We start from the raw sequence: 13,473 nt of genomic DNA, 5'->3' as shown, positions 1-13,473 counted from the left end.
CGACTTGCTGGCATGAGGGAGGGTCAGCCCTCCCCGTCACGATAATGTCGGGGCCCTGCGCCCCTTTTTCAGATGGATCAACCAAGTTATGAGCGAACTCAAACGGCAGGAATCACTGATGGATGAAGCCACAGTGCTGGAGTACCTGGCCCGTTATCCCGAGTTTTTCCAGCGTCATGCCGCCATGCTGGATCGCATTCGCATTCCCCACGAGCGCAAGGGCAGCGTCTCCCTGGTGGAACGCCAGATGGACAGGCAGCGAGAGCGCATCGAGCAGCTGGAGCAGGAGATCACCGAGCTGATGGGGATCGCCAGCGAGAACGAGCGGATCTTCAAGATCTATGCGGATCTCTACGGTGAACTCTACGGCTGCCAGAGCCTGTTCGAAGTCAGCGCCGTCATGGGCAAGGCCTTCGTGCAGCGCCTGCGCCTGACCGGAGTACGGCTCTGGCTCAACCCGAAACGCTTCCCGCTGAGCGGCCCGGAGCAGCGCTTCCTGGCGGAGGGCAAACAGCTCGATCAACTGCTGGGTCAGCGCCTGCCGGGGACAGACTATTATTTCGGCCGGCTGAATCAGGGCGAGAAACAGACGCTGTTTGGTAGCGATGTCCTGGTCAATTCTGTTGCCCTGATGCGGATTGGCGATCTGGGTGTGCTGGCCTTCGCCAGCTCGGATCCGGGCCACTTCACCCCCCACACGGATACCCTGCTGCTGGGACAGCTCGGCCGCCTGCTGCAACTGCGCCTGCCCGAGATCGGCCGTGGCTGAGGCTCCTGGCGCCGCCGATGCCCTGCCTGCCACCCTGGCTCAGGCGCTGACGGCCTTTATCGAGTATCTGCGAGTCGAACGTCAGCTCAGCCCCCACACCCGCAGCAACTACCAGGCTCATCTGGAAGCCATGACTGCCGAGCTGGCGCGTCTCGGCCTGACCGACTGGGCCAGGCTGGAGGTGAGCCAGGTGCGCAGCCTGGTGACCCGGATGCACAAGGCGGGGCTGGCGCCTCGCTCCCTTGCCACCAAGGTCTCGGCCCTCCGCAGTTTCTGCGACTGGCAGGTTCGCCAGGGGCGGCTGGCGGCCAATCCGGCCCGCGGCATCGTGACCCCCAAGCAGGGGCGCCCCCTGCCCAAGAACCTCGACGTGGACGAGATGTACCAGCTGCTCAACATCACCGACGAGCAGGATCCGCTGGCGGTGCGGGATCGCGCCATCATGGAGCTGATGTACTCCTCCGGTCTGCGTCTGGCCGAACTGGTGGGGCTCAACCTCGCGGACATCAAGCTCGATGATCGTCAGCTCAGGGTGACCGGCAAGGGATCGCGAGAGCGAGTACTGCCCATGGGGCGCATGGCGGTGGAGTGGCTGCAGAAGTGGCTCAAGGTGCGCCCCTTGCTGGCGGGAGACGAGCTGGAGGCGCTGTTCGTCTCCAAGCGCAAGCAGCGGCTGTCGGCGCGCTCCGTGCAGGAGCGGCTCGATGGCTGGGGCAACAAGCAGGCGCTCAACGCCCACGTTCATCCCCACAAGCTGCGTCACAGCTTCGCCACCCACATGCTGGAGAGCTCGGGGGATCTGCGGGCGGTGCAGGAGCTGCTGGGTCACGCGGATCTCTCCACCACCCAGATCTATACCCACCTGGATTTCCAGCACCTGGCCAAGGTGTATGACGGTGCTCACCCTAGAGCCAAGCGGGATCCGGGTTCAGAGGAAAACGAATAAGGGGGCAGCCCAGCCACCCAAGGAGAGTCCATGCAGTTCTATCGCCGCTGGCAGCCGGTGGCCGCCATCTCGTTCGATCTCGACGACACCCTTTATGACAACGGCCCCGCCATCACCCGTGCCGAGCAGTGGATGCTGGCTCACCTGCGCAGTGAATACCTGGCGACCGCCATGCTCGACAAGGCGGGCTGGCTCGCCCTCAAGCGCGACCTGCTGCTGGCGCGCCCCGAGCTGCGCGACGACGTCAGCCTGGCGCGCGAGCAGGGGATCTGCGCAGCCCTGATGCAGGGGGGAATGGCACGGCAACAGGCACAGCGAGAGGCCAGGGCGGTGTTCGCCGGCTTCCTCGCAGAGCGTTCGAAGATAGCGGTCAGCGACGAAACCCACGCCCTGCTGGACCGCCTTGCGGCGCGCTACCCCCTGGTGGTGATCACCAACGGCAACCTGGATCTGGTGCAGGCCGGGTTGGCGGACTACTTCACCCTGGTCTGCAAGGCCGGGCTGGGCGCCCGGATGAAACCGGCCCCCGACATGTTTCTGGCGGTGCAGGCGGCCCTCAAGCTCTCCCCCGAGCGGATCCTGCACGTGGGGGATCACCCCGAGAGCGATGTGCTGGGTGCCCGATTACACGGTTATCGGGCCGCCTGGCTCAACGAGGGCGGCCGGTCAGCTCAGGGCTTGCGACTGTTGCCGGATGTTGAGCTGAGTGCCCTCGACGAGCTGGCTACCCTGTTGCTCTGAGGGGCGCGGCCGATAAGCAAGGTACCGTTTCCGGTGCCTGTCATGGGGCCTGGCGCGGGGTGATTATCTTTGGCACAAGTAGATGAAGGAGCGGCGGGTTTGAACTGCATGAAGAGAGGCATCTGGTTGCTGATGCCCATGGTGCTGGCGGGGTGCGATCTGCTGAGCGATCACTACCGGATGGAGTTCCGAGATGGATCCTGGCGGGAGATCACCATTTCCCCCTTCTCCGACGAGGCTACCTGGCGCGAGGGCTGCGCCACGGGAGAAATCCAGGTGGACATGACGCTGCCCCTGAAGCGGGGCAAGGTGGTCGACGGTCGGGAGCAGCTCCTGATTGGGGGTGAGCTGTTCGAGCTGGAAGAGACCAAGCTCTATCGCGGCAACGGCATGGTGCTCGGCCAGGCCCCGGATCACGTCCAGCGGGGCCTCAAGGGGCTGGATGTGTGCCGTACCCTGCGCCCCGATCGCGGGGCGCTGCCGAGACTCAAAGCCAAGGGCTTTGGCGATTAACCCAGCTGCTGCCTGCGCTCGCGGCAGGCGGCCCCGAAGGCCTCGAACAACTTGATGGAGTGGGGGTTCTCGCTCGCCTTCCACTCCGGATGCCACTGCACCGCCAGGGTGAACTGGGGCAGTTCGGGGGCATGGAGGGCTTCAATCAAACCATCTTCGGCATAGGCCAGCGGGGCCAGCCCCTTGGCCAGCGTCTTGATCCCCTGACCGTGCAACGAGTTGACCGGGATCCGCTCCTCTCCCATCAGTTCGGCAAACCAGCTGCCAGGCACCAGGCTGACCTGATGGCTGTGACCATACTGATCCTCCACCGTATCCTCCGCATCTTCCCGGTGATCCGCGTAGCCGGGCTCGGTATAGACCTTCTGATAGATGTCGCCACCCAGGGCCACGTTGATCTCCTGCATGCCGCGACAGATGCCGAGCAGGGGCAGACCCCGGTCGATGGCAGCCCGCACCAGCGGGATATCGAACAGATCCCGGTCCCTGTCCTGGGGCTTGTCCGGGGTCAGGTTCTCCTGACCGTAGAGGGCGGGGTCTATGTTGGAGCCGGCACCGCTCAGATAGACGCCGTCCGCCAGATCCAGGTATTGCTCCAGATCTTCGGCGCCGCAGCAGGTGGGAACCAGCAGGGGCACGCAGCCGCTGATCTCCACCAGGGGTTTGATGTATTTGTGGGTCATCACCTGATAGGGGTGACCGTTACGGGGCTGGGCCCCCATGGTCATCAACACGACGGGTTTGGCATGGGATCGGGAGGGGTTGGGCATAGGTCACCTGGCTATCCTTGGCTGTGGTGTCTCATCCTGCGCCTTGGGAAGGCCCTTTCCACTGGGTGGCGACAAGGGCATGCCTCAAGGCATGGTCATGGGATCCGGGGTCGTGCCGGGGTGCCAGAATCGTCGGTCAGCCTGGGCGATGACAGCCTGGATCCTGATCCCAGTCTGCCAAGGCCGTTCAATATGTCAAACGAAATGATGCGTTTATGTTAATTTTGATAAGGCGGGAGCCAGCTCGAGTCCCGTTATCAGGGGGCTGAAGGGATGAGGGTGTGAGAGGGGGTGGTCATAATGGTGGATATATTAAACATGCAGGCTGGGTGGTGAAAAATGCGGGGCACCCTGGGTGCCCCGGCCATGATCACGCATTCAGGATGAACTGCTCAATCACCTTGGCGACCCCGTCCTCGTCATTGCGGCTGGTGGTGTGCTGCGCCAATTGCTTGATCTCGTCGGTGGCGTTGCCCATGGCGACCCCGAGTCCGGAGTATTCGATCATGTGGCGATCGTTGCCCGCATCCCCCACGGCGATCACCTCGCTGGCGTCGATGCCGAGGTGCTCCGCCAGGGCGGCGACCCCGGTGCCCTTGTTGCTCAGCTTGTTCATGAACTCGAGGAAGTAGGGGGAGCTGCGCACCACGGTATAACGCTCATAGAGCTCGGCAGGCAGCTGGGCGATGGCGCGGGAGAGCTGGGGCTCCGGGTCTATCATCATCACCTTCATCACCTGCTCGTCGACAGGCAGGGTGGCGAAGTCCACCAGGTTGATGGGCATCTTCACCAGTCGGGATTCGTGTTCGGTATAGGTGCTGACCCTGGGGCTGATGAGTCCCTGACGCACGGAGAAACCGTGGATGTTGACCCCGAGTTCATCCGCCAGATGGGCGATGGCACTGGCGTCCTTGCCGGTCAGCAGCTGGCTGCGGATGATGCGTTGATCCGAGACTTTCTGTACCAGGGCGCCGTTGTAGCAGATGACGTAGTCATCGGGGCCGGTGAGGCCGAGTTCGGCCAGATAGGGGGTCATGCCTTCCAGTGGGCGACCCGAGGTCAGTACCACGGTGACACCCTTGGCGCGGGCTGCCGTGATGGCGGCGTGGGTGCGGGGGGTGATGCGGCCCTCTGGGTTCAGCAGGGTGCCATCCATATCCAATGCGATCAGCTTGTACATCTTCTCACTACCTGAGTCTGGCTGGCCCGCCCCATGGGGCCAATGGGCTGTCGAGTGTAGCGAAAATCACCGTCGGGATCACGCCAAGCGGTGGGGGACGCCGACGACAGATAGCGTTGGGATCAGCGCTGGCCCTGATAGGGGGTCAGTTGCAACTGGTCGTCCCGGATGGCGAAATGGATGGGGCCGTGTTCGATGTCGACCCTGTTGTGGTGGTGAGCCATCTCCACCTCGACCCCGGGGAAGAGACGCTGGGTGGCGATGATGTCCATCTTGGTCATCAGGGCCTGCAGCTCGATCTGGGCCGTCGCCAGCTGTTCGTCCAGAGACCGGCTCTCGTCGAGCTGGCGGGTGCGGATCTCCTTGATCTTCTGCAGGGTCTCGGGGTTGCGCTTGTCGTGGGGCAGTTGCAGCAGCCGCAGTATGAGATCCTGCAGCTTGTCGAGCTGTTCCCGGCAGGCCTGCTTGCGCTGGCACAGGGCCTGCTCCTGTTCCTTGTGGCTGAAGTAGCCGCCGAGGATCTGCAGCCGGGTGCGATTCGCCGCCGAGGCGCCGAGCACGGGAGCCATGATCAGCCGGTTGGCGATGTTGATCCCCCCGATCAGGTGGCCCTTGCGCATGGCGCTGTCTCCCACCTTGAGATCCTGGCCGCTGCGGCAATAGCTGTGGCTGAGCTGGCTCTGGATATGGATGTCGCCATCGGCCTCCAGTCGGGCGTACTGGGCATAGCTGGCGTGGATCTCGCCACCGGCATAGAGGTGACAGAGGTATTCGTCGTTATCCTGCTTGCGGCCGATGACGCCGCTGCGCACCGTGATGGTCCCCCCCGATTCGATATAGCCCCCCTCGACGAAGCCGCCGATCACCACGTCGCCGCTGGTCTTGATCCGCATGCCGGGCATGACGTCACCGGTGACCAGCAAGGATCCCTCGAACATGACGTGACCGTGGCGGATATCCACCTGCTTGACGCTCAGCACCTCGTCGACCCGCATGCCCGCCCGCTCCTGGCAGGGCAGGCCGGGCCGGGTCGCCAGCAGCAGATCCGGATCCTCGGGGGAGAAGCAGCTGCCTTCCCCCGCCACCATGGCGCTCTCCTTGCCCGCCTTGGCGGGCAGGGGCTGGCCGGTCACCGTGAAACCGTCGATGCCCCGGGTGGCGGGGTGGCGCCGCATCAGCTGGGAGCCCGCCTTGACGGTCAGCAGAGTACCCAGGTCGCGCATGTCCACCTTGCCGTGATCCCGCTCCTGGGGTTTGAGGATCCGCTCCGCTGCCGTCTCCACCAGTCGCTCCAGCCGGGTATCCAGCCCGTGCTCGGCGGCCTGGCCAAGGGCGATGACAGGGTTGATCTGGCTGCCGGGAGCCGCCTCCCTGGCCGCCTGCACGGCGGCAAGCAGCCTGGCCGGCTCCACCCCGCGCTTGATCTGGCTCTCCGCCAGGGCTTGTTGCAACTGCTCCAGGGTCAGGGGCTTGCCCCCCCAGTCTGCGGTGATCTGGGCCCTGGCGCTCATCAGATCCTTCTCGACCTGCAGCAGCAACCTGGCGTCCTGGCGCTGGGCGATGGGGACGGGGGCATGGGAGGGGGCATCGGGATTGTCTTGCAGGGCACCGAGCAGGGTGACCGCTTGCCGGATCCCTTCGGTGAGGGGTTGGTAGCGACGACAGTTGGAGGCCCGCAGCAGGCCAAGCACGTCGGCCTCGGCGACGGGGTGGGTCAGTCCGGGGGCGATGCGAAGACAGACATAGGTCATGTCCGCCGACAGCTGAAACCACGTTTTGTCTAACACCGGGTACCTCCTTGTCTCTCCTTCGCCAGCGTCCCTGGCGCTCTGCGCTGGCGGCAAAGGATGCTGCCTGAACGGCCCTGAATCGCAGTATTCTGATATTTTTCTTTTTAGGTCAACGAGCTGAATGCAAATGAGTGAGCTGGCTTGAGGAAAAAAATACTGACAATGGATATGCTGGCGACAGTCATGCATCAACGCCCACCCCGGGCGGCCCCTGCCGGGTCAGACTCGGGTGCCGGGCCAAGGAGCCCCTATGCTACGTCACTGCCTGCTCTTCATTCCCCTGCTGGGTCTGCTCGGCGCCTGCCAGCCCGACCGTAGCGGCGAGGCGCTCGGCACCCTGGAGCGGGACAGAGTACTGCTCACCGCCACCGCCAACGAGATTGTCCGCGCCCTGCCGGTGGCGGAGGGCAGCCGGGTGGAGGAGGGCACGGTGCTGGCCCGGCTCGACGACAGCCGCCAGCAGGCGGTACTGGCCCGGGCCCGTGCCGAGGAGGCCAGTGCCCGGGCGGCCCTGGCCCGCATGACCAATGGCGAGCGGCCGGAAGACATCGCCGCCGCCCGCGCCAGCCTGGACAAGGCCCAGGCGACCCTCAAGGAGAGCGAGCGCAGCTTCCAGCGTACCGAACGGCTGGTGCGGCAGAAGCTGCAGAGCCCCTCGGAGCTGGACAAGGCCCGCGCGGAGCGGGATGGCGCCCTGGCCGAGCGGGATGGCGCCCGCCAGCAGCTCGACAAGCTGACCCGGGGCGTGCGGGCGGAGGACATAGATGAATCCACTGCCAAGCTCGAAGCGGCCAGAGCGGATGTATTGCTGGCAGAACGTGAACTGGCAGATCTCACCGTGGTCGCCACCCGCAGCGGACGCCTCGACAGCCTGCCCTACAACCTCGGCGAGCGGGTCCCGGTCGGTGCCGTGCTGGCAGCCCTGCAGGCGGACAGTGCCCCCTACGCCCGGGTCTATGTGCCGGAGACCGCCCTGGCACATTACCCCGTAGGTCAGACCATGCGGGTGCGGGTGGATGGTCTGGCGGATCCCTTGAACGGCCGGCTGCGCTGGATCTCCCAGGAGCCCGCCTTCACCCCTTATTACGCCCTCAACGAACAGGACAGGGCCAGGCTCGTCTATCTGGCGGAGATAGACTTGCCCGCGGCCCGGGACCTGCCAAGCGGCCTGCCGGTGCAGGCCGAGCCTGCCGATGGCGGGGAGCCCGCCCATGAGTGAGACATCCGTGGGTGAACTGGCCATCAGTGCCCGGGGGGTGAGTCGCCGCTTCGGTGACTTCCTCGCCGTGGACGGGCTGGCGCTGGCGGTGCCCAGAGGACAGATCCAGGGCTTTCTCGGCCCCAACGGCTGTGGCAAGTCCACCACCCTGCGGATGCTGACCGGCCTGCTCACTCCTTCCGAGGGAGAGATCGAGGTGCTGGGCCTCGCCATCCCGAAACAGGCGGAGGCACTGCGCCGCCGCATCGGCTACATGACCCAGAAGTTCTCCCTCTATGACGAACTCACCGCCTGGGAAAACCTGGAATTCATGGGGCGGATCCACGGCATGGGCAGCCGAGATCTCGATGCCCGTCTGCATGAGCTGCTGGCGACCTATGAGTTGACGCCCTTGGCGCGGCGCCGGGCCGGGGCCATGAGCGGCGGTCAGAAACAGCGGCTGGCGCTGGCGGCGGCGGTGATCCACCGCCCGGATCTGCTGCTGCTGGACGAGCCCACCTCGGCAGTGGATCCCCAGAACCGGCGCGACTTCTGGGAGAAGCTGTTCGACCTGAGCGAAGGGGGTACCACCATCCTGGTCACCACCCACTACATGGATGAAGCGGAGCGTTGCCACGGCCTAGCCATCATGGAGGCGGGCAAGGTGCGCGCCCAGGGCTCCCCCCTGGCGCTGATGGAGGCCATGAACACCCGGGTGGTGGAGGTGCAGGCCCCGGATCTGCGGCTGCTCAAGCAGCAACTCTTGCAACTGGCGCCGGTGCGATCCGCCGCCCAGCTCGGCCAGCGGCTGCGAGTGCTGGTGGACAAGGAGCTGGCGGACCCCGTCTCCTGGCTGCGGCAGGCCAGCCCGGCCCTGGCGAACGCCAGCCTGGCACCGGCCAGACCCAGTCTCGAGGATGTGTTCGTCAGCTGTACCGGACAGGAGCGCAGGGCATGAACAGCTTGCAAGGGCTCTGGGCCATCACCCGGAAGAAGCTGAGACAGCTGGCGCGGGACAGGCTGACGGTGGGGATGGCGGTGATGATCCCGTGGATCTTTGCCGAAGGAGCGAACCCATGAACAGCCTGAGACGGCTCTGGGCCATCACCCGGAAGAAGCTGAGACCGCTGGCGCGGGACAGGCTGACGGTCGACATGGCGGTGATGACCCCGTGGATCTTTGCCGAAGGAGCGAACCCATGAACAGCCTGAGACGGCTCTGGGCAATAACCCAGAAGGAGCTGAGACAGCTGGCGCGGGACAGACTGACCTTCGGCATGGTCGTCATGATCCCCCTGCTGCAACTGCTGCTGTTTGGCTATGCCATCAACACGGATGTGCGCCAGCTCCCGGCCGGGCTGGTGGACATGAGCGAGAGCGTGCCGGGGCGGTTGCTGGTGGAGGCGGTCAGGGCCACCCAGGTGGTGCAGATAGAGCGGCGCTACGTGGGCTTGCAGGAGGCGGAAGCCGCCCTGACCCGGGGGGAGGTGCGCGCCGTGCTGGTGCTGCCCCGGGATCTGGCTCGCCGCCTGAGCGATGGGGAGAGCGCGGGTCAGTGGCTGGTGGATGGGTCCGATACCGTCATCGCCAATGCCCTGCTTGGGCTGCGCGCCATGCCCCTCAGTGGACTCAAGCCGGGGGCCGAACGTGCGCCCCCCACCTTCGAGACGGTGCTCTACTTCAACCCCTCCCGCCGGGCGGCGGTCAACATAGTGCCCGGCTTGCTCGGGGTGATCCTCACCATGACCATGATCATGTTCACCTCGGCGGCCATCGTGCGGGAGCGGGAGCGGGGCAACCTGGAGCTGCTCATCACCACCCCGATCAGCTCGCTTGAACTGATGATTGGCAAGATCCTGCCCTACATAGTGGTGGGGCTCGTCCAGGTGGTCATCATCCTCGGTCTCGGCCACCTCATCTTCGCGGTGCCCATCAACGGCGCCCTGGGCCAGGTGCTGCTGGCGACCCTGCTGTTCATCGCCGCCAGCCTGACCCTGGGGCTGCTCATCTCCACCCTGGCCCAGACCCAGTTGCAGGCGATGCAGATGACGGTGTTCATCCTGCTGCCCTCCATCCTGCTGTCGGGTTTCATGTTTCCCTACGAGGGGATGCCGGTGCCGGCCCAGTGGGTGGCCGAGGTGCTGCCCGCCACCCACTTCATGCGGCTGATAAGGGGCATAGTGCTGCGGGGGGGTGACATGGGGGATCTGTTGTCGGACGTGCTCTGGCTGGCGGGGTTCACCCTGCTGATGCTGACCCTGGCCGCCCGTCGCTTCAAGAAGAGCCTGGACTGAGTGGAGCTCGGCCAGCGCCCTCGGGCTGGTCGACCCCCTTGTTTGGTGGTGAATTTGGCGCCGTATGAGTCAACATTGGCCTGTGGAACGGGTATTTTGTGGAATAAATGACTGCAAAAACTGGGAATGAGCAACATTCATCTTGCTCATGACCCGGGGAGGGGTGCTAATCTGCCGCCCGGTCTCATCGGGCCAGTATCCCCTCCGCCCATCTCTTGCTCCATCGACGCCCATCATGACCGCCCAAGGCCACCTGCTGTTTGCCGTAACCTGTACCCTGATTGCCCACAAGCTGGAGCTGACCCCGGCCCTGGCCGATGCCAGCCTCTGGCAGCTGGTGCCGCTCGCCCTGGCCAGTGCCCTGCTGCCGGATCTCGATCACCCCAAGTCCCTGCTCGGCCGCCAGTTGCCCTGGATCTCGGGGCCGCTGTCGCGCCTGTTCGGCCATCGCGGCTTTACCCACAGCCTGCTGGCGGTCGGGGCGGGGATCTGGGGGCTGGCCCAGTTTCAGGGGCCGGAGATTATCTCGGTGGCGATGAAGGATGCCCTTATCGTGGGCTACCTGAGCCATCTGCTGGGGGATTGGCTCACCCCGGCGGGGATCCCGCTGTTCTGGCCCCTGCGTCGGCGCTTTCGCCTGCCCGGCCTGTCCCTCAAGAGCGGGGGCGGCTACGAGGCGGCGTTCTGTCTGCTGACCCTGGCGCTGGCGGGCTACTGGGTTCATGGCGGTCAGGGGCTGGGTACCCTGGCCGCCCTGCTGCCGAGGCTCTGAGCCCGGTCGATGACCTAGTCCCGGCGCAGGGCGCTGCGGGTCAGGGTGAGATAGTCCGCGATCACCGGCAGCCCCAAGAGGTGGCGACGCAGCATGTCGAGGGCGGCGAAGGCGAGGATCCGGCGCCCGCTGTCCGGATCCGGGTGGCGGACCTTGAGGGTCTGGCCCATCACCTGGCCATGGGCGCACAGCAGCAGGGGCACACCGTCCGATCCCGCCCGCCCTATGGTGAGACTGAGCCCCGTCTCTGCACGCTTCAGCTGTTCCAGCTCGCTGGGGAGCTGCGGGTCGAAATGGGCCTGCAGTTGGGGATAGTCGTGGCAGAGGCCGAGCAGGGCACCCCGGCTCTCTCCCTCGCAGAGCGTCAGCGGCTGGTCCCGGAGCAGAGCCAGGATCTGGCTGGCCGGCTCCTCGTTTCCCCGTCCCACCAGCCAGGGGGCGATCTCCCCAAGCAGCCGCGCCTCGGCGGCATCCAGGTCGGCGGCGCTCGCCCCGTGGCCGATGAGCTTGAGCTCGATGAGCGGCATGGCGGAGCGATAGCCAAGCTCCACCCCCGCTGGCCAGGGGGCGGCATCCAGCTTGTCTGACAGGGCGGATTCCGAGACGCCGAAGCTGTAGAAGCGGCGCAGCTCGGTGTCGGTCTGTTCTCCGGCCAGCGCCTTGAGGCGCGGCACTATCTGCTCGCGCACCATCTGCTTGAATTCGAACGGCACGCCCGGGGTGAAGAACAGCTGGCTCTGGCCGTGGCTGGCCGGGTGTCGCACCACAAAACCGCAGGCGGTGCCCACCGGGTTGTCCAGGATCTCGCAGCCCCGAGGCAGATGGGCCTGCTTGGCATTGCTGGCGGGCATGGGGATGCCGCGGGCCTCGTAGCGGGCCTCCAGGGTGGCGAGCCAGTCCGGATGGAGGGTGAGCGGCTGCTCAAAGGCCTCGGCCGCCGCCTGGGCGGTGAGATCGTCGGCGGTGGGGCCGAGCCCGCCGCACACCAGCACCACCTCGGCGCGCTCGCTGCTCTCTGCGAGCACCGCCTTCAGATCCGCCAGGTTGTCACCGACGGTGGCGCGGCGGCGCACCTGCCAGCCCTGTTCCAGCAAGAGGGCGCTGAGCCAGGCGGCGTTGGTGTCCACCACCAGGCCGGTGACGATCTCGTCCCCCGTGCTGATTATCTCGATGCGCATGCAGACTCCTGAGGTCGATGATGAGCCGCGCAGCTCAAGGCTTGGCGTACTCGAAGTAGTAGCTGATCCGGGTGCGCGGGTTCAAATACTCGAACACAGCCGGTGGCAGCCGTTTGGGGTGGATCACCTTGGCGATGGTGAGCTCCGCCTGCTCGAGATCGATGATGGCGGCCTCCTGGCGCGGGATGCGCGGATCGTACACCAGCACGGCGGGGTAGAGCAGACGGGCGCTGTTGACCGACATCACCAGCCCGACCTGGCCGTTGGAGAGCTGCACCACGCTGCCCGGCGGGTAGATCCCCATCAGCCGGATCAGCATGCCGAGGTAGTCGATGTTGAACTGCCCCTTGCGCTGCTTGTAGAGGTTGCCGAGGGCGGAGTAGGGCACCTTGGCCTGCAGATGGCAGAGGTTGTCGTACTCGTTGACCAGGGAGACTATCTGGGTCAGGGGATCGAGCTGCGCCCCCTTGATCCCTTCCGGGCCGCTGCCATCCAGATATTCGTGGTGGTGGCGCACTATGTTCCTGGCCTGCTCCGGGAAATCCTTGGCGTGGCTCAGGAGGTCCAGGCCGAAGCGGGGATGCTGGGCCATCAGATTCTGCTCGGGTCTGGTAAGGGGCCCGCTTTTGCGCAGCAGCTGGCTCGGCAGCTTCAACTTGCCGATGTCGTGGAACAGCGCCCCCATGCCGACCTGGCGGATCGCCTCCGCCGGCAGCTTGCACTCCCTGGCCAGCAGCATGCTGAGCACGCTGACGTTGAGGGAGTGGAACTGCAGGCTGTTGCCATCCTCGCTGTCCGAGACCAGGTGCAGCACCATCTCGTCCACCGACAGCAGTTGTTCCGTCATGGCGTTGATGAGCTCCCGGGCCTCGCCGATGGCGTTGAGGGGGCGGGACTGGATCTTGCCCATCAGGCTGCGTACCTGGGCCAGGGATTGCTGGAACTGCTTCTCGCACTGCTGCAGATCCCGGCGATAACGCTGCAACTGCTCGATGCGCCTGGCCTTCTCCTGCTGCATCTCCTGCTGGCGGTTGGCGAGGGCACCGCCATCGGCTGATGGGGGAGCGACCTGGTCGAGGGGTTTGGGGGGCGTATCGCTCTTGTCGGGGATGATGGTGACCAGTTTGAGGCCGAGCCGGCGGATGAGCGCTATCTCCTGTTCACTCTTGAGTTTGAAGCTGGAAAACAGGAAGGGGTGTTCGCGCCAGCCCAGTGGCAGGGAGACATAATTGCCGACTTGCAGCCGATCTACCGAGATCTTGATACCTGTCATGGGCTTGGGCATGAAAAACAGAGTGAAGTCGTATGCTAGTCAAAGGGCGG

Annotated in this window: 15 protein-coding genes; 10 read left to right on the top strand and 5 right to left on the bottom strand. The window is 65.4% G+C overall.

Annotated features, from left to right (window positions below):
* Positions 1-88 precede the first annotated feature (88 nt).
* From VZC39_RS19050 to VZC39_RS19035, 4 genes are all read left to right on the top strand, one after another.
* Complete coding sequence (locus VZC39_RS19050) at positions 89-769, top strand: DUF484 family protein (RefSeq protein ID WP_349919975.1); 681 nt, start codon at positions 89-91, stop codon at positions 767-769.
* Positions 762-1,715: a tyrosine recombinase XerC gene (gene xerC, locus VZC39_RS19045; protein ID WP_349919973.1), complete on the top strand. Its 954-nt coding sequence runs from the start codon at positions 762-764 to the stop codon at positions 1,713-1,715. The genes VZC39_RS19050 and xerC overlap by 8 nt, the downstream gene beginning before the upstream one ends.
* 30 nt (positions 1,716-1,745) lie before the next feature.
* Positions 1,746-2,456 (top strand): HAD-IA family hydrolase, encoded by a 711-nt coding sequence (locus VZC39_RS19040; RefSeq protein ID WP_349919971.1) that lies wholly within the window; start codon positions 1,746-1,748, stop codon positions 2,454-2,456.
* Positions 2,457-2,564: 108 nt separating this feature from the next.
* On the top strand, positions 2,565-2,969 hold the full coding sequence (locus tag VZC39_RS19035) for a hypothetical protein (protein ID WP_349919969.1): 405 nt from the start codon (positions 2,565-2,567) through the stop codon (positions 2,967-2,969).
* Here VZC39_RS19035 and VZC39_RS19030 read toward each other — a convergent pair.
* The 3 genes from VZC39_RS19030 to VZC39_RS19020 form a co-directional block, all read right to left on the bottom strand.
* On the bottom strand, positions 2,966-3,739 hold the full coding sequence (locus tag VZC39_RS19030; RefSeq protein WP_434664521.1) for a gamma-glutamyl-gamma-aminobutyrate hydrolase family protein: 774 nt from the start codon (positions 3,737-3,739) through the stop codon (positions 2,966-2,968). The genes VZC39_RS19035 and VZC39_RS19030 overlap by 4 nt on opposite strands.
* Positions 3,740-4,109: 370 nt before the next feature.
* The gene (gene yidA, locus VZC39_RS19025; RefSeq protein WP_434664519.1) at positions 4,110-4,919 is read right to left on the bottom strand and encodes a sugar-phosphatase; all 810 of its coding nucleotides are present in this window, start codon (positions 4,917-4,919) and stop codon (positions 4,110-4,112) included.
* Positions 4,920-5,041: 122 nt separating this feature from the next.
* On the bottom strand, positions 5,042-6,706 hold the full coding sequence (locus VZC39_RS19020; RefSeq protein WP_434664518.1) for a DUF342 domain-containing protein: 1,665 nt from the start codon (positions 6,704-6,706) through the stop codon (positions 5,042-5,044).
* 253 nt (positions 6,707-6,959) lie between these two features.
* Between VZC39_RS19020 and VZC39_RS19015 the strand changes: the two genes are divergently transcribed.
* The 6 genes from VZC39_RS19015 (at position 6,960) to VZC39_RS18990 (ending at position 10,972) form a co-directional block, all read left to right on the top strand.
* Positions 6,960-7,928 (top strand): HlyD family secretion protein, encoded by a 969-nt coding sequence (locus VZC39_RS19015; RefSeq protein WP_434664517.1) that lies wholly within the window; start codon positions 6,960-6,962, stop codon positions 7,926-7,928.
* Between the two features lie 7 nt (positions 7,929-7,935).
* Positions 7,936-8,865 carry an ABC transporter ATP-binding protein gene (locus VZC39_RS19010; RefSeq protein ID WP_434668520.1) on the top strand — a complete coding sequence of 310 codons (930 nt, stop codon included), beginning with the start codon at positions 7,936-7,938 and terminating at the stop codon, positions 8,863-8,865.
* Complete coding sequence (locus VZC39_RS19005) at positions 8,862-8,987, top strand: hypothetical protein (RefSeq protein WP_434664515.1); 126 nt, start codon at positions 8,862-8,864, stop codon at positions 8,985-8,987. The genes VZC39_RS19010 and VZC39_RS19005 overlap by 4 nt, the downstream gene beginning before the upstream one ends.
* Positions 8,984-9,109 carry a hypothetical protein gene (locus tag VZC39_RS19000; protein WP_434664514.1) on the top strand — a complete coding sequence of 42 codons (126 nt, stop codon included), beginning with the start codon at positions 8,984-8,986 and terminating at the stop codon, positions 9,107-9,109. The genes VZC39_RS19005 and VZC39_RS19000 overlap by 4 nt, the downstream gene beginning before the upstream one ends.
* On the top strand, positions 9,106-10,200 hold the full coding sequence (locus tag VZC39_RS18995; RefSeq protein WP_434664513.1) for an ABC transporter permease: 1,095 nt from the start codon (positions 9,106-9,108) through the stop codon (positions 10,198-10,200). Before VZC39_RS19000 ends, VZC39_RS18995 begins: the two co-directional genes overlap by 4 nt.
* A 235-nt stretch (positions 10,201-10,435) precedes the next feature.
* Positions 10,436-10,972: a metal-dependent hydrolase gene (locus VZC39_RS18990; RefSeq protein WP_434664512.1), complete on the top strand. Its 537-nt coding sequence runs from the start codon at positions 10,436-10,438 to the stop codon at positions 10,970-10,972.
* Positions 10,973-10,986: 14 nt separating this feature from the next.
* Here VZC39_RS18990 and VZC39_RS18985 read toward each other — a convergent pair whose 3' ends face one another.
* Both VZC39_RS18985 and VZC39_RS18980 read right to left on the bottom strand, forming a co-directional pair.
* Positions 10,987-12,150, bottom strand: coding sequence for a CinA family nicotinamide mononucleotide deamidase-related protein (locus VZC39_RS18985; protein WP_434664510.1), 1,164 nt, complete (start codon positions 12,148-12,150; stop codon positions 10,987-10,989).
* Between the two features lie 34 nt (positions 12,151-12,184).
* Positions 12,185-13,423 carry an HD-GYP domain-containing protein gene (locus VZC39_RS18980; protein ID WP_434664508.1) on the bottom strand — a complete coding sequence of 413 codons (1,239 nt, stop codon included), beginning with the start codon at positions 13,421-13,423 and terminating at the stop codon, positions 12,185-12,187.
* Positions 13,424-13,473: the final 50 nt, after the last annotated feature.

It is taken from the genome of Aeromonas sp. NJAU223 (genome assembly GCF_051125555.1).
In the GTDB taxonomy this organism is placed as follows: domain Bacteria; phylum Pseudomonadota; class Gammaproteobacteria; order Enterobacterales; family Aeromonadaceae; genus Aeromonas; species Aeromonas veronii_G.
This window is presented reverse-complemented; position numbering and strand designations above follow the sequence as displayed.

What these genes read in the sequence shown, in the direction of transcription:
- VZC39_RS19050 (WP_349919975.1), top strand. Translation starts at nt 89, where the DNA reads ATGAGCGAACTCAAACGGCAGGAATCACTGATGGATGAAGCCACAGTG.
- VZC39_RS19040 (WP_349919971.1), top strand. Translation starts at nt 1,746, where the DNA reads ATGCAGTTCTATCGCCGCTGGCAGCCGGTGGCCGCCATCTCGTTCGAT.
- VZC39_RS19035 (WP_349919969.1), top strand. Translation starts at nt 2,565, where the DNA reads ATGAAGAGAGGCATCTGGTTGCTGATGCCCATGGTGCTGGCGGGGTGC.
- VZC39_RS19030 (WP_434664521.1), bottom strand. Translation starts at nt 3,739, where the DNA reads ATGCCCAACCCCTCCCGATCCCATGCCAAACCCGTCGTGTTGATGACC.
- yidA (WP_434664519.1), bottom strand. Translation starts at nt 4,919, where the DNA reads ATGTACAAGCTGATCGCATTGGATATGGATGGCACCCTGCTGAACCCA.
- VZC39_RS19015 (WP_434664517.1), top strand. Translation starts at nt 6,960, where the DNA reads ATGCTACGTCACTGCCTGCTCTTCATTCCCCTGCTGGGTCTGCTCGGC.
- VZC39_RS19005 (WP_434664515.1), top strand. Translation starts at nt 8,862, where the DNA reads ATGAACAGCTTGCAAGGGCTCTGGGCCATCACCCGGAAGAAGCTGAGA.
- VZC39_RS19000 (WP_434664514.1), top strand. Translation starts at nt 8,984, where the DNA reads ATGAACAGCCTGAGACGGCTCTGGGCCATCACCCGGAAGAAGCTGAGA.
- VZC39_RS18995 (WP_434664513.1), top strand. Translation starts at nt 9,106, where the DNA reads ATGAACAGCCTGAGACGGCTCTGGGCAATAACCCAGAAGGAGCTGAGA.
- VZC39_RS18990 (WP_434664512.1), top strand. Translation starts at nt 10,436, where the DNA reads ATGACCGCCCAAGGCCACCTGCTGTTTGCCGTAACCTGTACCCTGATT.
- VZC39_RS18985 (WP_434664510.1), bottom strand. Translation starts at nt 12,150, where the DNA reads ATGCGCATCGAGATAATCAGCACGGGGGACGAGATCGTCACCGGCCTG.
- VZC39_RS18980 (WP_434664508.1), bottom strand. Translation starts at nt 13,423, where the DNA reads ATGACAGGTATCAAGATCTCGGTAGATCGGCTGCAAGTCGGCAATTAT.